The 23,583-nt window shown below is 37.6% G+C and carries 17 protein-coding genes; 14 read left to right on the top strand and 3 right to left on the bottom strand.

Annotated features, from left to right (window positions below):
- The first annotated feature begins 124 nt into the window (after window positions 1-124).
- On the top strand, window positions 125-1,522 hold the full coding sequence (sufB, locus tag J2S08_RS17960; RefSeq protein WP_307232004.1) for a Fe-S cluster assembly protein SufB: 1,398 nt from the start codon (window positions 125-127) through the stop codon (window positions 1,520-1,522).
- 1,237 nt (window positions 1,523-2,759) lie between these two features.
- On the top strand, window positions 2,760-4,445 hold the full coding sequence (gene ggt, locus J2S08_RS17955; RefSeq protein ID WP_370875713.1) for a gamma-glutamyltransferase: 1,686 nt from the start codon (window positions 2,760-2,762) through the stop codon (window positions 4,443-4,445).
- Window positions 4,446-4,888: 443 nt separating this feature from the next.
- On the opposite strand, the gene ahpF is transcribed toward ggt, so the two are convergent.
- Window positions 4,889-6,418 carry an alkyl hydroperoxide reductase subunit F gene (ahpF, locus tag J2S08_RS17950; RefSeq protein WP_307232001.1) on the bottom strand — a complete coding sequence of 510 codons (1,530 nt, stop codon included), beginning with the start codon at window positions 6,416-6,418 and terminating at the stop codon, window positions 4,889-4,891.
- 12 nt (window positions 6,419-6,430) lie between these two features.
- A complete protein-coding gene (ahpC, locus tag J2S08_RS17945) occupies window positions 6,431-6,994 on the bottom strand; it encodes an alkyl hydroperoxide reductase subunit C (RefSeq protein WP_307231999.1) in 564 nt (187 codons plus the stop codon).
- A gap of 554 nt (window positions 6,995-7,548) precedes the next feature.
- Here ahpC and J2S08_RS17940 point away from each other — a divergent pair.
- On the top strand, window positions 7,549-7,881 hold the full coding sequence (locus tag J2S08_RS17940; protein ID WP_307231997.1) for an NUDIX hydrolase: 333 nt from the start codon (window positions 7,549-7,551) through the stop codon (window positions 7,879-7,881).
- Between the two features lie 367 nt (window positions 7,882-8,248).
- Here the strand turns inward: J2S08_RS17940 and J2S08_RS17935 are convergent, their stop codons facing one another.
- Entirely contained in the window at window positions 8,249-8,851 is a 603-nt protein-coding gene (locus J2S08_RS17935) for a protein kinase (RefSeq protein ID WP_307231995.1), read from the bottom strand.
- Between the two features lie 1,398 nt (window positions 8,852-10,249).
- Between J2S08_RS17935 and J2S08_RS17930 the strand changes: the two genes are divergently transcribed.
- The 11 genes from J2S08_RS17930 (at window position 10,250) to J2S08_RS17880 (ending at window position 23,510) form a co-directional block, all read left to right on the top strand.
- Window positions 10,250-10,660, top strand: coding sequence for a hypothetical protein (locus tag J2S08_RS17930; protein ID WP_307231993.1), 411 nt, complete (start codon window positions 10,250-10,252; stop codon window positions 10,658-10,660).
- A gap of 145 nt (window positions 10,661-10,805) precedes the next feature.
- Window positions 10,806-11,342, top strand: coding sequence for a hypothetical protein (locus J2S08_RS17925; RefSeq protein ID WP_307231991.1), 537 nt, complete (start codon window positions 10,806-10,808; stop codon window positions 11,340-11,342).
- Window positions 11,343-11,386: 44 nt separating this feature from the next.
- Complete coding sequence (locus J2S08_RS17920; RefSeq protein WP_307231989.1) at window positions 11,387-12,001, top strand: hypothetical protein; 615 nt, start codon at window positions 11,387-11,389, stop codon at window positions 11,999-12,001.
- A 12-nt stretch (window positions 12,002-12,013) separates the two neighbouring features.
- Window positions 12,014-12,712, top strand: a complete 699-nt coding sequence (locus J2S08_RS17915; RefSeq protein WP_307231987.1) for a hypothetical protein — start codon at window positions 12,014-12,016, stop codon at window positions 12,710-12,712.
- A 5-nt stretch (window positions 12,713-12,717) separates the two neighbouring features.
- The gene (locus J2S08_RS17910) at window positions 12,718-15,225 is read left to right on the top strand and encodes an SPRY domain-containing protein (protein ID WP_307231985.1); all 2,508 of its coding nucleotides are present in this window, start codon (window positions 12,718-12,720) and stop codon (window positions 15,223-15,225) included.
- A 12-nt stretch (window positions 15,226-15,237) separates the two neighbouring features.
- Entirely contained in the window at window positions 15,238-16,902 is a 1,665-nt protein-coding gene (locus J2S08_RS17905) for a hypothetical protein (RefSeq protein ID WP_307231983.1), read from the top strand.
- A complete protein-coding gene (locus J2S08_RS17900; protein ID WP_307231981.1) occupies window positions 16,902-18,221 on the top strand; it encodes a hypothetical protein in 1,320 nt (439 codons plus the stop codon). The genes J2S08_RS17905 and J2S08_RS17900 overlap by 1 nt, the downstream gene beginning before the upstream one ends.
- 18 nt (window positions 18,222-18,239) lie before the next feature.
- Window positions 18,240-20,192, top strand: a complete 1,953-nt coding sequence (locus J2S08_RS17895; RefSeq protein ID WP_307231979.1) for a DNRLRE domain-containing protein — start codon at window positions 18,240-18,242, stop codon at window positions 20,190-20,192.
- A gap of 220 nt (window positions 20,193-20,412) precedes the next feature.
- On the top strand, window positions 20,413-21,258 hold the full coding sequence (locus J2S08_RS17890) for a DUF72 domain-containing protein (RefSeq protein ID WP_307231977.1): 846 nt from the start codon (window positions 20,413-20,415) through the stop codon (window positions 21,256-21,258).
- Window positions 21,259-21,289: 31 nt separating this feature from the next.
- On the top strand, window positions 21,290-22,114 hold the full coding sequence (locus J2S08_RS17885) for a sulfite exporter TauE/SafE family protein (protein ID WP_307231976.1): 825 nt from the start codon (window positions 21,290-21,292) through the stop codon (window positions 22,112-22,114).
- Window positions 22,115-22,139: 25 nt separating this feature from the next.
- A complete protein-coding gene (locus J2S08_RS17880; RefSeq protein WP_307231974.1) occupies window positions 22,140-23,510 on the top strand; it encodes a bifunctional metallophosphatase/5'-nucleotidase in 1,371 nt (456 codons plus the stop codon).
- Window positions 23,511-23,583 lie beyond the last annotated feature (73 nt).

Here is a 23,583-nt window from a genome sequence, read left to right as displayed (position 1 = left end):
CTTATTTTTCAAACTTGCGCCTGAGTGAATGTTTTTACGGTATCCTTAAACCGTAGAAAACGACTGATAAATGACATGAAACGTGTACGAATATATAAAGAAAACGAATGGAGGAATGATGATCATGGCAAAAAAGATGCCAGAAATTGGAGATTACAAGTATGGCTTTAAAGATAAAGACGTCTCTGTTTTCCGTTCAGAACGAGGATTGACCCGGGAAATCGTCGAAGAGATTTCGCGGATGAAAGAAGAGCCGCAATGGATGCTTGATTTTCGCCTCAAATCATTAGAGCATTTTTATAAAATGCCAATGCCGCAGTGGGGCGGTGATCTCAATGGTTTAAATTTTGATGAAATTAGATATTATGTGAAGCCATCAGAAAAATCCGAGAGATCATGGGATGAGGTGCCTGAAGAAATTAAACGCACCTTTGATAAGCTAGGCATTCCTGAAGCAGAACAAAAATACTTGGCAGGTGTTTCAGCTCAATATGAATCAGAGGTTGTCTATCATAATATGAAAGAAGACCTCGAAGAATTGGGGATTGTTTTTAAAGACACGGATTCAGCTTTAAAAGAAAACGAAGATATTTTCCGTGAGCATTGGGCGAAAGTGATCCCACCAACAGACAACAAATTTGCAGCCCTTAATTCTGCAGTTTGGTCTGGTGGTTCTTTCATTTATGTACCGCCTGGTGTGAAAGTCGAAACGCCCCTACAAGCGTATTTCCGTATCAACTCGGAAAATATGGGTCAATTTGAACGAACATTAATCATTGTCGATGAAGGCGCACATGTCCATTATGTTGAAGGCTGTACTGCACCTGTATATACAACGAATTCACTTCATAGTGCAGTTGTTGAAATCATTATTAAGAAGGATGCTTATTGCCGCTATACAACGATTCAAAATTGGGCGAACAACGTCTACAATCTTGTGACAAAGCGTGCAACATGTGAAGCAAATGCAACAATGGAATGGATTGACGGCAATATTGGTTCAAAACTAACAATGAAATATCCAGCTGTCTTATTAAAAGGCGAAGGTGCCCGAGGATTGACGCTATCGATTGCGATTGCAGGAAAAGGCCAGCACCAAGATGCTGGTGCAAAAATGCTTCATCTTGCACCAAACACTTCTTCAACGATCGTATCAAAATCGATATCTAAACATGGCGGTAAAGTAACTTATCGCGGCATTGTCCACTTTGGCCGCAATGCAGATGGCGCTCGCTCTAATATAGAATGTGACACGTTGATTATGGACAATGAATCGACATCTGATACAATTCCATACAATGAAATACTAAATAACAACATTTCTTTGGAACACGAAGCGAAAGTTTCTAAAGTATCAGAAGAGCAATTGTTCTACTTAATGAGCCGCGGTGTTTCCGAGCAGGAAGCAACAGAAATGATCGTCATGGGCTTTATTGAGCCGTTTACAAAAGAATTGCCAATGGAATATGCTGTTGAAATGAACCGTTTAATTAAGTTTGAGATGGAAGGTTCTATTGGATAATACAACAACCCCGTCACATCAACGTTTGTGACGGGGTTGTTTTTTGCGAAAATACATTTATGCCTTAAAAGTCACCTTTCTCCTTAATTTTCCCCTCATTTTCGCTGTTTAAGCAGGTTGTGATTTTTGCTAATTTATGTAATTCATAATTGGTGTGATATCTAAATAAGTGTCTGTGGTTGTTTTGATTGATCCATGTCCGAGTCTAATGCTTACAAAAAAGTCTGTACCTACTTCAAGTGATAAAACGGCATGTGTGTGTCGAAATAGCGTGTGTTCCTTTATATTCCACTCCTGCATTCAGACAATATTTTGGGGTATTTCTCCTTTATAATTACGATCGTAAATAACCATTGTACTTTTCCCCATACTAACATCAAATGTCACCACATGTTTCATTTATCCCACATCTAACTGGCAGTAAGACCCCCACCTCAAGAGTAAGAGGAATCAGAAGCGCTAGGTGGGGGATAACTGAAAGTCAAATGTCCGATTGGTTCGGGCCAACAGGATGTTGGTCACTCAAGCGTTGCGACAGGACGTCGCGCTTTTAGCTTGGGATCCTTTGTATGGGGGATGAGAGAAAACCCCCACTGATGGAAGTTTCACTTTATATCTTCTCCTCTTAGCCAATTATAGAAGTTCTTCACAGTGCCTTATCGATTCCATTTTCTTATACACGATCTCAAGGATCAAAATGATTCACATAAGGGTGTGAAGTCATTTGGATTCATGGGAATATGCATACCTTTTTACTTATTTATAGAAGTAAATCTAAGTCTAAAGTTAGAAAAAAATTAAAAAGATTAAAAAGTGATGATAGATTGCCGATATACTCATTGAATATATTGGAAAGTTGGTGAAATTTACTAGGATACTAGGAGTAATATAACTACGGGATTTAAACAACAACATTGAAAAGGAGGTATTGGTAATATAAACGACATCATCATTTTACTATGAAGTGTAAATAGTTATATTTTTTGTCAAGAAACGATAACGGCAAACACATACGAAAAGACGCGGGCGTAAAGACACGGGTCTAAGGTTTCGCTTTCAAACTATGATTCTTACTTCTATGAATATCTCCCAGAAAGTGATCACCTTCATTAGTTAAGTAAGAGATTTCTTGTCTGGTACAGCAAACTTCACTCACTCATGATTTTAACAGGTACTAATTACTATATTTGAGATGGAGGTAATGGTGTTGAGAAACAGAATGAAGAAACTGGTTTGGATGCTGTTGGTTGTTTTTATGACTTTATTCTCCATATCGTCTGTAAGTGCTGGGTATCGACCGACAACGATGTCACCTAATGGCATGGTTACAACCCCTCACTATCTGGCTTCACAATCTGCGCTTCAAGTACTGCAAGAGGGTGGGAATGCTGTAGATGCAGCAGTCGCTGCTTCTGCAACATTAGCAGTGGTTTACCCACATATGAATGGCATCGGTGGTGATAACTTTTGGTTGATCTACAATGCAGAGACCGGAGAGTTAAAAGCATTGAATGCAAGTGGTCGCTCGGGTGAAAAGGCAACGATCGACTTTTATAAGAAGCAAGGATTTGAGACGATTCCTTCGCGTGGTTACCTCTCAACCAATACCGTTCCAGGAGCAATCTCTGGTTGGGAAGAAGCTTATCAGTACGCTAAGAAAACCATGAAGAATAGTGCAAAATGGGATCGATTACTAGAAGATTCCATCATGTACGCAGAAAAAGGATTTCCTGTAACGCCAAGTCAAGCGTATTGGGCGGAAGTAAATCTTGATCCAAACGATCAAGATTTTAGAAATCTCCAGCGTTTTCAAGGCTTTGCTGACACCTTTTTAAAATCAAATGGAGAGTCCTATAAAGAGGGAGAAATCTTTAAACAAGAGGCACTTGCCAATACTTTAAAAGTAATTGCCAACCAAGGAGCAGATGGTTTCTATAAGGGAGAGATCGCGGAGAAGATTATAGCGGATCTCCAGGACAATGGCGGTCTGCTCACTTTGAAGGATTTTGAAGATCACAGAGCCAACTGGGTTGATCCGATCATGGTTGAATATCGAGGATATCAGGCTTACAATTTTCCCCCAAATACACAAGGTGTAGCTTCTTTGTCTATTCTGAATATTTTAAATAATTTTGACATGAAAAAAATAGAAGAAGGATCAGCGGATTATTACCATGTACTAGTAGAGGCAACAAAGCAAGCCTTCGCTGATCGTGATAAATATGTAACCGATCCAGAATTTGTAGATATTCCTCTCGATTACATGCTGTCCAAAGAACATGGCAAAAAAATGGCCGACCGTATCGATATGAATAAAGCGGCAACCGACGTGAATTTGCTCGATCCTAAGGGCGACACGGTATGGCTTGGTGTAGTCGATAAGGATGGAAATGCCGTTTCGATTATTCAAAGCATCTACCATGAGTATGGATCTGGGATTGTAGCGAAAGATACAGGTGTCTTGCTTCAGAATAGAGGCAGCTTCTTCTCACTCGACGAGAATCATATTAACCGTTTGGAACCAAAGAAACGTACATTTAGCACTTTAAATCCGGCCATGATGTTTAAAGATGACAAGCCTTTCCTCGTGTATGGCACGATGGGAGGAGAAGGGCAACCCCAAACACAGGCAGCAATAATAACGAGAATCGTAGATTATGGATTTAGTGTACAGGATGCCATTGAAGCACCGCGGTGGTTGCATGGCAGAAGATGGGGAGCCTCCTCTAATGATCTCAAGATCGAAGGCCGTGTACCAGATGATGTCGTTCAGGAACTGATCAAGCGCGGTCATCCGGTAAAAGTGCTAGAGGATTTTACTGACACGATGGGACATGCTGGTGCAATTCTGATTGATTCAACAACAAATGTGAGATATGGCGGTGCTGACCCGCGTGGAGATGGTGCTGCTGTAGGGTATTGATCAAACAATCTTCACTGTTTTCCTCCCTTATAATGAGGGAGGTTTTTTCTCCTTGTTAATAAAGCAGGTTTCGATCGGGTAGGAGGCTGTCCATTAGAGTTGAGCAGCTAACCTCAGACGAAAGAATGATATGTCATAGAAAAGGAGTCTAGGATATTTCACACCTAATTAATCCTTTACTATTGGATTATTTGACTTTTATTTTAGTAGGGATTGCCTTCTGTTCAGGATTAGGGATTATTACTCTTTATATTTTATTGAAGATAGCTCCACAAGAGCGACTATTTATCAGGGAGCATTTATAGTGTAACTTGGATGAAGATAAATTAGTAATATTGCTATAGATAATGATTTTAATTCCGATCATTCGACTCTTCATAAACTCTAAGAGAAAAGCCGCTACATCACCAATTAGTTGATATAACGGCTTTTTATTCGTTTCATTAATGACGGATAAGGTAATCGAATGCACCTAAAGCTGCTGTAGCTCCGGATCCCATCGAAATAATGATTTGATTATATGCGCTATCTGTACAATCTCCTGCAGCAAATAATCCTGGAACATTCGTCGATCCTTGTTTATCAACGATGATTTCACCTATGCGATTACGTTCAATCGTTCCTTCTAGCCATTCAGTATTTGGTACAAGTCCGATTTGAACGAACACACCTTGAAGTTCAATATGTTTCACTTCTTCTGTATCTCGTTCCATGTAAGTAATGCCATTTACACTGTCAGTTCCAGTGATTTCTTGTGTTTGAACATTCTTTAATACGGTGACATTCGGTAGACTGTATAAACGCTCTTGTAGAACTTCATCCGCTTTTAGCTCTGGAGCGAACTCAAGTACAGTGACATGTTTTACAATTCCTGCAAGATCAATTGCAGCTTCAATTCCAGAGTTACCGCCCCCAATGACAGCTACATCTTTTCCTTCAAATAATGGGCCGTCACAGTGAGGACAGTATGCTACACCATTGTTTTTGAACTCTTGTTCACCAGGAACACCGATATTTCTCCAACGTGCGCCTGTGGAAATGATGATACTTTTACTTTCTAGTATTGCACCATTTTCCAGTTCAAGTTCAAAAAGGTCCTTCTTCTCGATACGTTTAGCACGTTGTGAACTCATGACATCAATATCGTAATCTTTCACATGCGCTTCAAGATTTGCCACAAGCTTAGGTCCTTCTGTACGTTTTACACTAATAAAGTTTTCAATACTCATCGTATCTAGAACTTGACCGCCAAAACGTTCAGCAACAATTCCGGTTCGAATACCTTTACGTGCAGCATAGATTGCAGCACTTGCACCTGCTGGACCGCCTCCAATAACAAGTACGTCAAATGGCTCTTTTTCTGAAAGCTCAGATGCATCTACACCATGTCCCATTTTTTCAAGAAGTTCTTCAAGCGTTATGCGACCGCCGTTGAAAAATTCTCCATTTAAGTAAACGGCTGGCACAGCCATGATATTCTTGCTTTCTACTTCTTCCTTAAAGGCAGCACCATCAATCATTGTATGCGTAATGTTGGGATTAAGCACGCTCATCATGTTTAATGCTTGAACAACATCGGGACAGTTATTACAACTTAAACTGACGTACGTTTCAAAATGGTATTCACCACTTATATGTTTAATTTGATCGATTAACTTCTGATCCAATTTTGGAGGTCTGCCGCTAACTTGAAGTAGAGCTAACACTAATGAAGTAAATTCATGTCCTAGTGGAACACCAGCAAATGTAATTCCAGTATCCTCACCGACGCTGTTCACACTAAAGCTTGGTGTTTTTGGTAATTGTGTATGCTCAACAGAAATTTTAGTAGACATAGAGGCTAGCTCATCAACTAGAGCTAGCATGTCCTTAGATGTATCATCTGAACTAATACTTACCTTAAGCACTATATCGTTTTCCAGTAGTTGAAGATATTGCTTTAATTGTGACTTAATATCTGCGTCAAGTACCATTTATTACACTCCTTAGATTTTTCCTACTAAATCAAGACTTGGTTTAAGTGTTTCAGCGCCTTCTTTCCATTTTGCAGGGCATACTTCACCAGGGTTATTGCGAACATATTGTGCTGCTTTGATTTTGTTAATAAGCGTACTTGCATCGCGGCCAATTCCGTCTGCATTTATTTCTACAGTTTGGATAACACCATCTGGATCAATGATGAATGTACCACGATCAGCAAGACCTTCTTCTTCGTTTAAAACTTCAAAATGACGAGATAGCGTTTGTGAAGGGTCACCAATCATTGCATATTCAATTTTACCAATTGTTTCGGAGCTATCGTGCCAGCCTTTATGTGTGAAGTGTGTATCAGTAGAGCAGGAATAAACTTCAACACCAAGTGCTTTTAGATTTTCATATTCATTTTGTAGATCTTCAAGCTCTGTTGGGCACACGAAGGTAAAGTCTGCTGGGTAAAAGCAGAGCACGCTCCACTGGCCTTTGAAGGTTTCCTCAGACACATCAATAAATTCGCCGTTCTTGTAAGCTTTTGCGTTAAATGGTTGTACTTCAGTTCCGATTAAAGACATAATTAACCTTCCTCCTAAATGATTTAAAGTTTTAGCTGAAAGTTAAAACTCTATCTATAATAATTCTAATTACGTATCTATTATTAATTAATAATGATTTCTTGTCAAGGAATAACTATTTTTAATGAAAAGGTAAACCATTGATTATCACATTGCTTACTTAAATAGAAGCACATATTGGCTTAGGTTTAGATATGATTTAGATCAATAAGTGATTATCATTAACTTGCAATTGTTTGATAAAGCGTTTGGTTGAATAAAGACGCAGACCTTGTTTATAAAGCTTAAGTAGTATTAAATGGAAATGATCAAATGTGCAAAATAAAGGGGAAATGAATGATGCGGGATAGAGGTTCTGTAGTGATTATTGAAAATAATAAAGTAGGATTAATTAAAAGAATTAAAGAAGGATCTGTTTATCCCACATCTAACTGGCAGTAAGACCCCCACCTCGAGAGTAAGAGGAACGAATAAGTCTAGGTGGGGGATAACTGCCAGTAAATGTCCGATTGGTTCAACTAACCATCAGTGGGGGATGGGAAAAACTCCCACTGATGGAAGTTTCACTTTATTATGTTTTTCCAGGTGGCGGATTAGAAAATGGAGAAACTCCAGAAGAAGGAGCTAAAAGAGAAGCGTTAGAAGAGTTAGGGGTTGAAGTTAATATTAAAGAGTGTATTGCAGAAGTAGCATTTAACGGTACCCAATATTATTTCTTAGCAGATATTGTAAGTGGGGTTTTTGGTACTGGACAAGGAGAAGAGTTTACTAATTTATATAGAAACAGAGAGACGTATTTACCGATATGGATAGAAATAGGAGAGTTGTCTTCTATTGATGTGATTCCAAAAGAAGTTGCAAAAAAAGTGGAATCCTTCATTAAATAAAGGAAGAGCAGTTTGAGAGCAAAACTAAGCATACTGAAAAATGATGAAGAACAAATCGAACTGTTTAACCTCATTTTTTGAAGTCAAACAGTTCTTTATCAAAATATCTTATTATCTTTTTTCAATAGATGCTCTTTTATCAGTCAATTTATGTGTATCCTGAATTAGATATATATGTAAATGATATATAAAACAATAAATTAAAAAGACGAAAAGATTTAAAAATGGATAAATGAATCTTTAGTCTGTTAGTCTTTAATACGAGTAATATTAAACAACAAAAAAGAGTAACTAAAAAACAAACAACAATCGCTCAAAAGGAGAGCATTAAAATACAAAATAATTAAGAATTGTTTTGCACAGATTGTTATTCTTTACCACATGCTAAACAACGACGATCTGTGTCATGTTCTCCGTAAATCCTAAGTTCTTTTTCTAAACCACAAGATTGGCATTTTTCAATGAATATTTGAGGTAATATTCCTTCTTCAGCTAGCGGAACCCACATATTTTCATATAGTTTTTTTGTCATTCCATAATCAATTAGTACAAGTTCACCATTTTCATTGCTTCCATAATTGCTGCTATCAAAAAAATCAAACCCATCTAATTCTTTATCTATTAATGATAAAGCTTTCTTTAAATCATTTGTTATCCGATCATCTTTTTCAAAGTCTAAATCGTAAGTGTCATTATTTATCAAATCTAAAGGCTTATAATAAGGTTGAATTATCATATGTTGATCCATGTATAGAACGGGAGCAATATGTTTGGACAAATTTTGAGCTTCTAATGTTTGATAAATTTTTTGTTCATTCAAACTTTGTTTATAACCTAGTTCGTGTAAGTGTTTTTTTATAACAAATTCTTTGTATCGATACACTTTGCGGGTAGAACCGATGCCAATGAAACTTTCTTCGCATAATAAATCATCTAGATGATTTATTATAAAATTCACATCTTTTTTCATTTCTTTCTCCTTCACAAAAATAATTATCATTGTATTGTTAGACTAACAATACCAAGCAAATATCGTAATCAAATAGAGTAGTTAAAACCCATCATTAGGATACTGTTATAAAATTTGAATAATCCTAAAGAGATTATAGTTGCCTATTGTGGATTAACAGTAATCGTTACAGGACATGGAAAAAAATTTAAATTCGTGCTGCCTTTTATGCCACTTTGATTGAATTTTATTATGATTTGATATGATAAATTAAACTTCCAAAAACCTTGAAAATATCAACATTATACCTCGACTTACTTCGTTGTTTCCAGTTATTTATGTATTAGATGTCAATTCAATGTTCGAGACTGTAACGGAAACGATTCGTTTGCAATCTAGGAAATCTCATAGGCTAGACGAAGCTATTGTTATTGAGAACCGGTTATGAAACGATGGATTTATTAATTAACTAGTCATTTTATGATTATACAATAATGCGTAACCACTCGAATTACCGATGCGAAGAACATTAGTGTTAAGTGACTACACCCCGTAGCTGCATTTTGGGATTATTGCAGCTATTACTATGTATTAGATCGCTTTGTCGGTCTCTCACTGCTCCTTTTTTAACGCAAAATATATTTTCTAAGATTTGAGGACTCGCTTTTATTAATTCCAAGTCTGCTGGATTTATTATGTTTTGATGGTAAATGTCCAAAAATCATTGATATTTGTTTAGTGAAAATAAACAAATTCGAAATGGAAGGCAGTATTGGATAAAGGCGATGAGGAGGTGAGCCGAAAGGATGCTAAGAGCGTTCTTTTGGCCGCCTCTTTTATTATTAGAAAAGAAACCTTAGGCTAGGCCTTGGGTCAGCTTGTAGAGAATAAACACCTACTTTCTCTACAAACTGAGTAACCACTAAGTAGTGGTTACAATTTTTTGTTAGTTTGCTCTTTAGAGAACCTATAATAAGTCGAGGGTGGAAGAGAAATAGGGTGCAATCCTAGAAGAAATCAACAGAACTTAGAAATATTAGCTACGAAAGTTATCATAATCAATTTTCAAGGGAGAGTACAAGCTGAGATATTTGCCTGAATAAGGTCTCTTCCATGCGAGGTAACTAATTTAACATTTACATCCCAAGATTTATTAGACAGACAGGGTAGTTCAGCTGGTAACGCTATCTGAAGACGCTTAGTTTAACCATGAATTATAACAGAGAAATTAAATAAGGTGATATCTTTAGAGAGTTTTTTACAGATGAGAGTAAAGGGAATAACGGCTAGTAGGGAAGTTTCTATAATCCCATAACAAAGCAGCTGTTAAATCAAAAGTAGTAGTAGTTACGCTTTTTTGTTAGCTTGCTCTTTAGAAAACCTATAATAACAATGGGAGTCAAGGGAGGGAGAAATAGGTTGTTTAACTCTCTTAATTACAACCTTTCTAGAAGAAATCAACAGAACTTAGAGACATTAGCTACGAAAGTTATTGTATTCACTTTTCCAGAAAGAATACAGGCTGGAAGATCTTTACCTGAAATAAGGTTTCCTTACAGGGGGGTTACATCTAATTTAACGTTTACTTCCCAAGATAAATTAGAGAGAGAATTTTCTTTGCAAGTACAAAAGATTAATGAGGAATCTTATAGACAAGGGCGCTCAGATTGGCAACTCATTTCTCATGTAATCTTACCTGAAGGAGCAAAATTTGGCCAAGTACCTGTAACAGAGGAAGTAAATAAAGGTGATATCTTTAGAGTGTTTTTTACTGAAGGTGGATTGAAAGGAATAACGATAGAGCTAAGCATCGTATTAGATTTCGTTTAAGAGGGGCGTACTTAATGAAATGACGATTTTAAGTACTTTAGTAGAGTATGGCATTTTCTTTTCTTTAACATTTCTTACGTACTTCTTGCTATATGGGATTATTGAATCAATTAAAAATAAATATAGATAAAGTGAAGGTGACAAGATGGCAGTTTCTACTTATCCAGTAATAAGCTGGTGGAATCGATCAAATACGCAACAAGTTACGTTGTGGGACGTAGGACAAGGCGGTACAGTAAAAGCAGGCGAAGAATCACCACAATTTGGTGTCCTTATTTGGAATAATCGAGGGGGTTCAGAGGACGTATCTAATATTGTTGCGGCAGAATTGACAACAAGGGACATGGATGCAAAAGATACATCTCCTCCAGTAGCGGGGAGATGGACAAGAGTTAAAAATGACTCCATAGGTGAGGTAGTCGCTACACCTGTAGGACGAAACGCATCAAAGGCCATTAAATCTGTAGGCAAAACCATTAATGAAAATGGGGAGTTCACACCAAATGTTCCACCGCATACGTCCCCTGCTGGAGAAGTTAGTGCTCTAGGGGTTAAAAATGATGGAACAAAAGAAAACTCATTAGGAAATCTAATAGAGGTTACCTTGACAGCTTTACCGGAAGCAACAGCACCTGCCGGAGTGTTTGAATATGTCGTGCAATTAACATACACATTTACTTAACAGCCTGCCGATTGGCGGGCTATTTTCAAAAGAAGGTGACAAACATGCTATTTAATAGATCAATTAAATCTCCCGTAAAACAGGAACTTATGTATTTGGCGGAATATGTTGATGGCAAGTATCAGACGGAGTTTGATTTAACAACGCAAAAACCTCAATCATTTTATACAGTTGAGAAAGAAAAGCTAATAAGGTTTGGCTTAGTAGGTATGGATGTTCCAATGTATATTGAGACTTTTGGAGGCTACTTTCATTTGGCAGGTAGAAATATACAAGTAAAGTACAAAGAAAAAGATAAAGAATATTATTTAATAGGTCACCCAAGATTTTATACAAATGTCCACTACTATAAAACAGGTGTTGCAGTTTTACCTGACTCGCCAAGAGCTTTAGAATTTGTTGCTTGGGAAAAGATAGATGAGGTAAAGTCATTTCATTTCGGGTATGAAGAAAGTATTTTATTAGATGACATAAGGTTTAAATTTTATGCTGAATGCACAATTCCTTTTCAATCTCCTGTAAAAATGAAATTCAGGATAAAAACAGATAGAGAGATGGAAGGGAATTTAATCATTATAAGAAATGGCCAAGAAATAGAAAAAATACCTGCTCCTTTGGATCAAGATTATGGAGGGGAAATAGAATGGGTTGTTATTTAGGGGGAGAATTGAATGCCAGAACCGGCAACAACAGGTAGGATATGCGGAAGAATTGGAGATATGGAGATTGGGGATTACATAGTTTGCAAATACATAGCAGCAAATAATAGAGTGGGAACGTTTAATGAATTAGGTAGAAGTCATGCACCCGAGATATCAATAGAGGGAAATGCTGCACCTGATGGATCTTTTTACTTTGTGATGGTTGATAAAAGTAAGCATGGTGGGCTATTAGTAGCAGATAGGGTGGTACAGGTCGGAATTAATTGGGATGTTTTAAACGCAGGATTAGTTATACAAGGTAAACTACAAACTTTTGATAAGGTTGAAGGTATTATCCGCTCATTAACTGGGGGCTGCGCCTATGCAAATGAGAATGGGCATTTAAGTTTAACGGACAAAGGATTTGGGGCTTGGTCTCCTAATAATGAATGGGATAAATATATCGTTCAATTTCCTGAAGAATTCATTCGAGAAGGGAAAGCGTTAGATGATGTATTCCACTGGAGTGGTGCTTTGTCGTGGTGTCAAGAAACCCCTGTTAATGGGTTAATTTACATTGATAGTGGAGGGAACAATGTAGTTGGAGTCAATAGTAGGCGTGTTAGAAGAGGATGGAGACAATTAGATACTCTTTCCCATGGACAATCATCTAGCGTGGATAAAAATATTGGTTTTCGTCCTGTCTTTGAATATAGAGTAATGAGGTGAATCATATGGCAAGATTAGGACAAGTTTTAGCAGTACCTGAAAGTGGATGGAAGCGCACTGAACCTAATGTTTCTAACATAAAGACAGTAGGAGGAGGTTCAGGTTGGAAAAGTAATAGTGGTTACGACTATGGGACATCGAATCCAACAGAAGCTAAATTTATTTTTCAAGTTGCAGGAACAGATACTGTACGATTGATGACTTTCCCTCATGCTAATCGAACTAATATCAATATTCGTTTTAATAGAGGCTTGTGGGAGCTAATTGACAATAACAGTATTAACGGTAATCCAAACACTTTTAAATATGAAAAAACAGGGTTAGATATCAATGAGACATACCTCGTAGAATTAGAGCCGATAGAGTCTAAGGGCTGGTTTGCAATTGATGCTATTGATATTAAAACAAATGGTCGTTTTCTTCATCCTGACGAAGTTACAGATCCAAAAGACTTGGCAATCGGAAAACGTATTCGTTGCCATTATCAAACAGTTAGTGGTCAAGTTGGAGTATTTAGTAATTTAGGTAAAGAAACAAGTGATTTCATCCCATCTGAAAGTTCAGCAATCCCAAATGGTGATTTTTATTTTATTTGTGTAGATAGAGATCAACTTGGCAGGTGGAAGTTAATTGCTGATAGGAATATTCAACATAGTATTAGTTGGGATGTGTTGAATAGTGCAGGGATTGCATCAGGAAGTGGCGTTTTAGATAAAAATATAAGATTAACCTATTCATTTTCGACAGGAAAAATGTCTGGTAAAGGTATTTCAATAAGCGAAAATAGTACAAGAATTAAAACATCTAATAGTAGTGTAGGAGGTTTAACAGCCAACCCTATCTACTATAATACCGGGAAATTATATTTTGAAATAGAGTATTTAGCTGGAAATACAAGTGCCGTTTCCTTTGGACTAACAACGTCTAATTTTAATGTAGACCGCGTAATGAATAGTCAACCTTCGTCTGCTTATCTGAGTGCGTATCAATATTTTTATGATGGCCAATATAGTCATTTAAAAAAGGGAAACATCGTAGGAATTTCAGTAGATACAAGAAATGGTAAAATGCGTATTGATGTAAATGGTCAATTAAAAAAGAGTATTGATATAGGTAACAAGATAAAAACAGAGCCTCTTTACCCATTCTTTTCTACCTGGACAAGTAATAGTATGGAATTTCGTTTTAATTTCGGAGAAAAGCCTTTTGTATATATGGATACTTTAGAAGAGGGATACATACCTTGTAATGAAGCTTATTACGAGCTAATGGAAAATGGAGACACGTCATTTAGATTATTGACTGGTGGAATAAATACGTCAGACAAAGACAATGAGTGGGATAAATATATTGTTAAGTCTGACCTAGAGGGTAGGGTAACACCAGGGGATAATAATGTATGGAATTGGAATAACAACTCCCCTTCTTGGACATCTACTACTCAAACGAATGCATTGAGAAGAGTACGTAGGGGAGGTGCAGGTGAAGGAGTAGGAGCATACTATGGAGATAGGGCAGTTTTCTCAGAGACATCTAGAACTGGCGATTCGTCTGGATTTCGACCAGTTCTCCTAATTGAAAATTTATTAGTGGCAGCAATTATTTCAGATAGGGACTCCTACCTTATATCTAGGGATGGTCGGGTAGGTATGAATTTGATCATAAAACCAACGATGGACGATTTTAAGTGGATGCTTACAGCACGAATAGATCAGAAAGTGTTTTATATATCAGAAGAATATGAAGGTGAACAAGCGCTTATTGTTAAGATTCCCCCTCATTTATTTAAAAGTATAGAAGAAAAAGAAGTAACAATCGAGTTTTGGGTAAACGAGAAAATAAGAAATACACTTGTTGTCAAAGCAAAAATAGCCAACCAAACTCCCACAATAGAAATGGGTTTAAATGAGTATACATTAAAAATAGATATTGTAGATGCAGACGGTGATCCTTTTTATTATGAGATAAAGCTAAATAAAAAAGAATTGCTATCAAGTGGAAGTGTGGTAGGGGCTACTAGGTTAACAAAGTACCTAAACAGTAGTAACCTTCTCATCGGGCAGCAAAATGAAATTGAAGTACGGGTAGTCGATCATTACGGAGGAAAAGATAGTAGGGTTTTAACATTTGAAGGAAAGTATCACGGGCTGATGTTTTCTGATGAGCGTGGGGAATTTTATTCAAACGATTTAGGAGAAATACTGAAGAAGCTAATGATTAGTGGTGTATATGCGGGTGAAGATTCAGACATATTTACTATTAAGTTAATAAATACACACAATTATCCGATTAAGGATTTAAAACTATTGATTGACTATTACGAACCGACAAATGGTACAGACATTTCTATAAGCAAATCCAATGATCCATATAAAGGTGATGATGTGCTTGCTTATAGTGAAGAAATTGCTTCAGAGGATGCAGTTACATTTTATTTGCAACTACATACATTAGAAGGTTCCGTTGGTACAGGAAAGTTTAAGGTAAGAGCGACAGCGAGACGGGCGTCATAAGGGGTGATGATGATGTATGATAGAGAAAAAATTGTTGAATTTCCCTCTCATTCTATTGAAGTTAGGAGAGAAAGCCCTATACAAATACCTATTAAAATAAATAGACCTAAAACTGTTTCAAAACTGATTGAAATAACGTCCAATCCTGTAAAAGAAATGGGTGGAAAAACACTTCAAAAGGCAACGATAGATCAAAATAGGTACAGTTTTTTGGAGTACATTGATGTTGGTGTCCGAGATGACTTTGAAACAGGGGATAATCCATTTGGATTAAAAAATATGGTTCGGACGAGAGAACTTTCAAAAACAGGGGCATACTCTGCTAGAACAAAAAGAATTACTCATAGACAAACAATAACAGAAACGATTAAACTCTCACTAAAAAGTAAGATGCGACTTTCATTCGATTACACTGTCAGTAGTGAAAAAGGATGGGATCACTTTAGAGGATTTTTAAATGGGCAAAGTATTTTTTCTATTTCAGGGACGGTGTCCTGGTCAACGTTCACCCGAGAATTGGATAAGGGGAACTACGAGTTAAAATTCACCTATTCTAAAGATGGATCAGTAAGTAGAGGGCTTGATGGAGGATTTATTGATAACCTTTCGCTTAATTTTGTTAGTGGTGTAAAGTATTTGATTGAAAGTGATGGTGTAGCCTTAACATACACAGATAAATGGGAAGAAGCAGGGGAAATCGAAAATATTGAGCAAACAGGAATGAACTCTCTTAAACATATTCCATTAGACGCTTATAAGGAATTAGGGCAGGAAATAAACATTGTATATTTATCATATCGGACGATGCCTTTATTTATAAAAGCAAAGGAGCATTTACCGTTTAGGTATACGATAGAATTGCTAGATAACGTTATCCAGGGATGGAGTCAAGAGGTGGATTCTAACCAACAAGTAGATGTACTTGTTTTTTCGTCTGATTTGTTTCAAACAAACAGAGCTGATTTACAGGTCAACTTGGAAATAGGTGGAAATATCTATACAGAGAGTATAGAACTGTTTATTAACAGTCATCCTCCTGATGTCTCAATAGATGTGAAAGGGTTCAATGTAAAGGTAACAATAGAAGATCAGGATCAAGATTTAGTTAAGTATAAAATAATGCTAAACAAGAAAAATATTTTTCCACTATCAGGTGGATTCTCTGAGTATATGGAGCCACCTATTTATTATGATAAAACGATTACAAGTCGCGATATAAATATAGGAAGCAGTAATGAAATTTCTGTAATTTCAAAAGATTATCATGGAGAAGTAGGAGAAAGTCACGTCACATTTGAAGGCAAATATGTTGGCCTTATGTTCTCCGATGAAAATGGGGAGTACTATTCAACTGATCTAGGACAGGTACTGATGTATTTACAAATGAGGCCTAAAATGATTGCTGGTTCTTCCACATTGATAGAAAAAATAAGACTGACAAATACTTATGAATTCCCTGTAACAAACATAAGGCTATATTCTTCTCAAAATATAGCGGATAGTAGCATCCTTTTTTCCAAAACAAAAACCCCATTTACTGCTAATAAAGAGTTGAATTTTTTTGACGTTACATTAAATAGCGATGAGTACATAGATTTTTTTGTTAGGGTTTCATCAACTCATAAAGCAAGATCTGGGGGAGAATTTAACATTATTGTAGATGCGGAGGGCGTATAATGGCTTTTTATACTGGTCATGAAACACTCTATGACTATATTAGACAACCGATTCCAGACGGTACCCATACATTTCAAACAGTAGCTAGGGGAGAAGCTGTTAATCTTGAAGTCGAATTTTATAACTTCTATGACGAAGTGGTATATGAGAGCAACCCTACTTTAGGGGATAATACCCCCGACAGTAGGATGCTAATATTAAAATATCATAAGAATCTAACCATTGGGCAAGGGATAACGATAACATCCCGGGAACGTAAAAGGGGCATGCTTATTTATGTAATGGGTGATCTTCATAACAAAGGTCTCATCACTATGACAGCAAGAGGAGCAAATGCTCCTGGGCAGAATGTTTATCTATGGAAAAACGAGAACGGTTCTTTTGAGTTTGTACCTGCTAAAGGGGCTGCAGGAGGGGCGTATACAGCGACAAGATCTAATATCAAAGAATCTATCAACGGAGGAAGTGGAAAAAGCGGGGGAGGGAGACAACTTGGAGGTGGAGGTGGAGGGGGAGTAGTTAAGAGTTCGCCCATCTCTGGCGCAAACCGAAGCGGATCCGGCGCGCAAGGTACATCATACAGTGGGGGATCTGGAGGAGGGGGAGCATATGGAAATTTCAATAGAACCGGAAAAGATGGTAATGGCAACGGAGGTTCTGGTGGATCAGGTGATGGAGGGGGCCAAGGTGCCGGCAACCCTCCAAACGGAACTGGGGGACTATTAATTATTTATTGTGATGGCAGTGTAAATATCGACTATAATTCGAGAATTGAGTCTAGGGGAAGTGACAGCCCTTTTATAAATCAGGCAAAAGGAGGAAGTTCTGGAGGAGGCTCTATCAATATTTTTCATCGTGGTGACATCATTACTAATGGAAAATATGATGTAACCTCCCCAAGTCCAGGATATTATGGAGGCCGTGGCGGTAACGGTACAGTCACAGTCCAGAAAATAGAGATAGCATTAAATAAAATAAACATACTGAATGAAGCATCCAAACCGGTATCCTCCTTAGATTTAGGGTACTCTATCCAAGGTTCGTATGGTAAGACAGCAGTGTTTGAGGCGGAAAATCTGTATCAGCAACATATCACTAACTTGACTATACAGTGGGACTATGCGGATGATTCGCCTACTCAGGAACCCGTTTTGGAGATTAGTAAAACGAATGATCCTTTTGTTCCAGAAAATCCACTAGTATTTGAGGAAACACTTTGGTATAGGGAAAGAGTTAAGTTTTACGTAAGAGGGAAATCAGGTATATTACAGACAGAGACAGGGAAGTTTGTGATTACTGCTACAGTAGAAGGAGCATAGTGGAACGGAGGCGGCAAATTGAGTGGAGATAAACAGGAAGGCTTAATCGTATGGTTTGGAGCCGTAGGACCAGAAACTAAATCACAGACAGAACTGTGGTTTGGGGCTGTGGGGCCAACAACTAAAACAGAATTAAACATAGATAAGCCTGATAATAGGACCACTAAAATAGGGGCCACCTTTGGCACTTATCCCAAACATGAGGGAAAAATGAGTACCTTTATTACTGTAGAAAGTATCTCAAATTTAAAGACAGTGGCTGAGATTGACCCTAATAACCACATGAATGGTGAAGCCACCATATACCCTAAAGTTGAGGAAAGAACCCATGTTAGGTTAGTCGTAAGTGGAAAGGAAAACTTACCTTCGCGAATAGAAATGGAGCTTTCTAACTGTTTGGAAGGGGAAGCTGAAGTTTTCGGGATAGGTAAAGAAGAGGCCAGGGCTAAGATTGTTGTAGCTATTAAGGATAGATTGCCTGCTAAAATTAGTATCACACCGACAAACAGAATGACAGGTACAGTAGCTATAAAGGAGATACCAAGAGTAGCAAAAACACTGTATCCTGTGAAAGACTCTTTTGTTAGAAGTGATGTTCCTAGAATAAATTATGGTGATTCAAGCTCGATGCAGCTAGGTTACGAGAGAACACCTTATTCTTCAGGGGAGCTAGCAGAATACAGGTCCATCATTCAGTTTGATTTTATCGATGTTCCAGACGGGGCAATCATAGAAAAAGCAACAATGAAGCTGTATCCAACATATACTCCGAATTCGTTTTCTATCCATATTCAAGATAACTTAACAAATTGGGAAGAAGCGACAGTAGCATGGGTAAATAAACCATCAGTAGGGAATCTTTCCATAAAACATAACATCAATGAAAACGATGCCTGTATTGAAGTTGATGTTTTAGAAATAGTTAAGCGGTGGGTTGAACGAGAAAACAGAATAAAAAACAATGGACTGACGATAAGCGCCTTAAAACAGGAAGAAAATTTTTTGACGATGTTTGCAAGGGAGTATGAGGATAAAAAATTACGTCCTCAGTTAGATATCGTGTATTATGATAGAGATTTAAGTATGAGTATTGATGAATCAGAAATATCTGTAAAAGCAAGAGTAGCCAAAGATGAGGTAAAAACACGCAGAGCCCGAATTAGAATCTTATCCCAGCAAGGGCAAGACATTTTACCAACCTCCATCAGTATGATCAATCCTAACTTGTTTCCTACTAATTTAAAAGTCTCTAGGGAGGCACTTACAACTAGATTACTAGTAAAAGGTCATGAACATTTAGACACATTAATGGCAATTCAAGAAAGTTCTGTCCAAGAATTAAAAAGCCGTACCGTAGTAACGAGAGAGAAGATATTCACTCATTTGATTGTTCCAGAAGTAGAAACGATACGTTCGAAGGTTCTAGTGGAACGAGAAGGGACAAAAAAAATAGCATCTGCTTTAAGTCTCACGAGAGAAGCAATTGTAGGCAGGGTACGGGTACCTTATGCCAGTAAATTCCCTGCAGAAATAGAGATTCAGAGACTTGGCAAAAGGATGCTTAAAGCAGGTGCCACAGTTTCTAGGGATTTTCTAAAGATAGTAATTACAACGGCTTTAAAGGATACAATTCATACCCAGCTTCATACTAGTAAAGAAGAAGACAAAAATCTGAATGCACGGCTAGAGGTATTAAAGGACGGGCTTGAGGAATTATACACGAAGCTCGAATTAAAGTATACGAAGGAAATAAATGCGCATTTAAAAGTGATCTCGCCTTTCTTACCTGTTAACTTAACGATCCAATCAACAGATAAGAGTAAAATGGGTGCTCGTATTGAGGTTGTTTCCGTGATGATTCATGATTTGGATGTCAAGATAGAAGTTGGGAACCCAAGACTGTTAAAGTCCTCAATAGAAGTAGGAGAAGAATGGATATCATACGACTTTGCATATGCTTTTATTATGTAGCCTACCTGTGCAGGTAGGCTAATTGATTGATTTATCAAGATTGTGAAGTTTGTTTATAGCCCTGACTTGTTTTTTCTTGTTATAAAGGTTACACAACTTTTATAGGATTTGCAGCTACAACCGCCTAATTTTTTTAGATGATATGATAGAATGAAGAAGATGAGAAAGACACTTTTTTCCTAAAGCGGCATATGAAAGACAAAGATAGAAGGTGATCGTATTGATTTATATTGGTTTAACTGGATGGGGGGATCATGATACATTGTATGATCATGATGCTGCCAGAAAAAATAAATTGATGACATATGCTGCTCACTTTCCAATTGTAGAAGTGGATGCTTACTTTTATGCTGTTCAGCCAGCACGGAATATTGAGAAATGGCTATCTGAAACACCTGATTCTTTTCGTTTTATCGTTAAAGCCTATCAAGGCATGACAGGACATTTGCGTGGAGAGATCCCGTATGCTTCAAAGGAAGAAATGTTTTCTGCATTTATTGATTCCATCAAGCTTTTTAAAGATAGCGGAAAGTTGGCAATGGTCTTATTTCAATTTCCACCATGGTTTGATTGCCAGAAGTCTCATGTGCAATATCTTCGCTATTGTCGTGAAAAGATGAAAGACTTTCCTACAGCTCTTGAATTTCGTCATCAATCATGGTTTTATCCCCAATATCGGGAAAAAACATTGGCGTTTATGAAGGCGGAAAACTGGATTCATAGCATTTGTGATGAACCACAGGCTGGTTTAGGATCGATTCCAACCGTTTTAGAAACAACGAATGAAGCTGCAACACTCGTTCGTTTTCATGGCCGTAATATTCATGGTTGGCAAAATACGAATGATGGAAAATGGCGGGAGGTGCGCTACTTTTATCGCTACAATGAACAAGAACTAGTAGCTTGGGCAAAGAATCTACATAAGTTAAAAAATCATACGAAGTCTCTATATGTGATCTTTAACAATAACTCAGGCGGTGATGCTGCTGATAATGCAAAACAAATGATTGACTTGCTCGGGATTACTTATAAAGGATTGGCTCCTCGCCAATTAGGCTTATTTTAGTCAGCTGTGAAGATTACTGGAGTGAGTTAAAATGGAATGGATGTTGTTATTATTAATTGGCTTAGTTGCAGGCACGATTGGCGCAATGGTTGGCCTTGGCGGCGGTGTCATTATCGTACCTGCTTTGCTATACTTTGGGTCTGAAGGCATTATTCTGCAAGAGATTAGTCCTCAGACTGCTGTAGGAACATCGTTAGTAGTGATGATTTTTACAGGATTATCCTCCACGCTTGCTTTTATGAAGCATCGAACAGTTGATTATAAAAGCGGTTTTATTTTTTTTGTGGGAAGCGGTCCTGGCAGCATCATTGGTGCGTGGGTGAATCGATTCTTAGATGTAGATGCATTCTATTTATATTTTGGGGTTTTTATTATTTTCATTGCATCTCTTCTCTTTATTCGTACGAAACTGAAGCCGTTGACGTTGAATCGAGAAAAAGCAATGCTGCGCACATTTACTGATAAAAATAACATGACATTTGAATATGGATATCGGCCGAGAGCTGCAATTATGATCAGTATGTTTGTAGGTTTTCTATCTGGACTTTTTGGGGTTGGAGGCGGTTCTCTTCTTGTACCAGTGATGATATTGCTTTTCTTGTTTCCTCCTCATGTTGCGACTGCTACCTCGATGTTTATGGTGCTGCTTTCAGCAGTGGTAAGTTCTGGAGCCCACATTACATTAGGCAACGTACATTGGCTGTATACGCTTGCGCTTTTTCCTGGTGCTTGGTTCGGTGCAAAATTAGGAGCTTATATGAATACAAAGCTGGAATCAAATGTACTAGTGTTCTTGTTAAGGATTATTTTAATGATCATTGGCGGCCGCATGGTTTATCAAGGTTTGATAGGTTAAAATCTCTCTTAGTCGAGGTGTTGACATGAAGGAAACAATACATATTTACCATACGAATGATATCCATAGCTATTTCCATCATTGGCCGCGCATTCGTTGTTTTTTAGAAACAAAGAAACGTCATCATCAAGCACTAAAGGAAACCGTTTTCTTGTTTGATATTGGAGACTTCATGGATCGCTGGCATCCATTAACAGAGGGAACACTTGGAAAAGGCAATGTTGCTTTGTTGAATGAAGCTGGTTATACCGCAGTTACGATCGGCAATAATGAAGGAATTACGTTTCCACATGAACAGCTTGATCAATTGTATAGGGGCGCTTCCTTTGATGTTATCGTAGCTAATTTATATGATGGAAATGGCGAAAGGCGTGCATGGATGCTTCCTCACTACATATATGAAACAATGAATGGCAATCAGATTGGCTTGATCGGTATTACTGCATATTACAAAGAGATATATGAGCAATTAGGATGGCAAATGACAAAACCATTAGATGAGATAGAAAGACAGCTAAATATCCTTAAAAACAGACAAGTTGATTGTATGATTTTATTGTCTCATTTAGGAATTGATAATGACAAGAAGATTGCTGCAACATTTCCAGAAATTGATTTGATCATTGGCGGCCATACCCATCATGTCTTGCCAAATGGACAATTAGTGAACAAAACGCTGCTGGCGGGAGCAGGGCAGTTCGGAGACTATATTGGCTATATTAAAGTAACAATTGCTGAAGGAAAAAGTAAGAAGGAAGCGACGCTCATTAAAACAAGCGATCTTCCAGCATATATGAACGAAACAGAGGAGGCTGCTGCTCTATACGAGCATGGAAAAAGTCTTTTGCAGCCAGTGATCGCCCAGATTCCCTTTCCTTTACAAGCAGATTGGTATCATCCTTCGCTTTTAACACAGCTATTATGTGAAGCAATTCGTGAGTGGACGCAAGCGGATTGTGCTTTTATTCATGCAGGTCTGCTGCTTACTAGCTTAAAAACAGGAGAAGTGACTGCCTATGATCTGCACCAAATGCTTCCCCATCCAATCAATCCTTGTGTAATGGAGCTGACCGGCGCAGAGCTAAAAGAGGTGCTCATTGAAACAATGGATTCAAAATGGCCGTACATCCGTTTAAAAGGCTATGGATTTCGAGGAAAAGTCATGGGCTGTTTTGTTTATGACCGCATAGAAATAAAGGAAAGCGGTGCGATAATTTTTATTAATGGTGTACCAATAGAAGAGAAAAGAAGCTATACATTGGCTACGACAGATATGTTTTCATTTGGAATGTTTTTTCCTATTCTACATCATGCGGAAAACACACGTTATTTTCTCCCGGAATTTTTACGCGATTTAATGGCATGGAAATTAAAGAATATGTATGAACCTTCTTAAAAAAGAAGAATCGAAATCTTATAATGTTGATGTTTTCTCTAACTAAGCGAAAGGCATTTGTTGTGCTATTAAA

Origin of the sequence: Bacillus chungangensis (assembly GCF_030812995.1) — a bacterium.
GTDB lineage: Bacteria > Bacillota > Bacilli > Bacillales > Bacillaceae_C > Bacillus_CF > Bacillus_CF chungangensis.
Note: the sequence above shows the minus strand (reverse complement) of the source record. Positions and strands in the feature narration are given on the sequence as shown.

Bases quoted from the DNA above. Each gene is read 5' to 3' on its own strand.
- J2S08_RS17920 (WP_307231989.1), top strand. From the start codon at position 11,387: ATGCTATTTAATAGATCAATTAAATCTCCCGTAAAACAGGAACTTATG.
- ahpF (WP_307232001.1), bottom strand. From the start codon at position 6,418: ATGGTACTTGACGCAGATATTAAGTCACAATTAAAGCAATATCTTCAA.
- ahpC (WP_307231999.1), bottom strand. From the start codon at position 6,994: ATGTCTTTAATCGGAACTGAAGTACAACCATTTAACGCAAAAGCTTAC.
- J2S08_RS17915 (WP_307231987.1), top strand. From the start codon at position 12,014: ATGCCAGAACCGGCAACAACAGGTAGGATATGCGGAAGAATTGGAGAT.
- ggt (WP_370875713.1), top strand. From the start codon at position 2,760: ATGCTGTTGGTTGTTTTTATGACTTTATTCTCCATATCGTCTGTAAGT.
- J2S08_RS17905 (WP_307231983.1), top strand. From the start codon at position 15,238: ATGTATGATAGAGAAAAAATTGTTGAATTTCCCTCTCATTCTATTGAA.
- J2S08_RS17885 (WP_307231976.1), top strand. From the start codon at position 21,290: ATGGAATGGATGTTGTTATTATTAATTGGCTTAGTTGCAGGCACGATT.
- J2S08_RS17940 (WP_307231997.1), top strand. From the start codon at position 7,549: ATGGAAGTTTCACTTTATTATGTTTTTCCAGGTGGCGGATTAGAAAAT.
- J2S08_RS17880 (WP_307231974.1), top strand. From the start codon at position 22,140: ATGAAGGAAACAATACATATTTACCATACGAATGATATCCATAGCTAT.
- J2S08_RS17900 (WP_307231981.1), top strand. From the start codon at position 16,902: ATGGCTTTTTATACTGGTCATGAAACACTCTATGACTATATTAGACAA.
- J2S08_RS17935 (WP_307231995.1), bottom strand. From the start codon at position 8,851: ATGAAAAAAGATGTGAATTTTATAATAAATCATCTAGATGATTTATTA.
- sufB (WP_307232004.1), top strand. From the start codon at position 125: ATGGCAAAAAAGATGCCAGAAATTGGAGATTACAAGTATGGCTTTAAA.
- J2S08_RS17910 (WP_307231985.1), top strand. From the start codon at position 12,718: ATGGCAAGATTAGGACAAGTTTTAGCAGTACCTGAAAGTGGATGGAAG.
- J2S08_RS17925 (WP_307231991.1), top strand. From the start codon at position 10,806: ATGGCAGTTTCTACTTATCCAGTAATAAGCTGGTGGAATCGATCAAAT.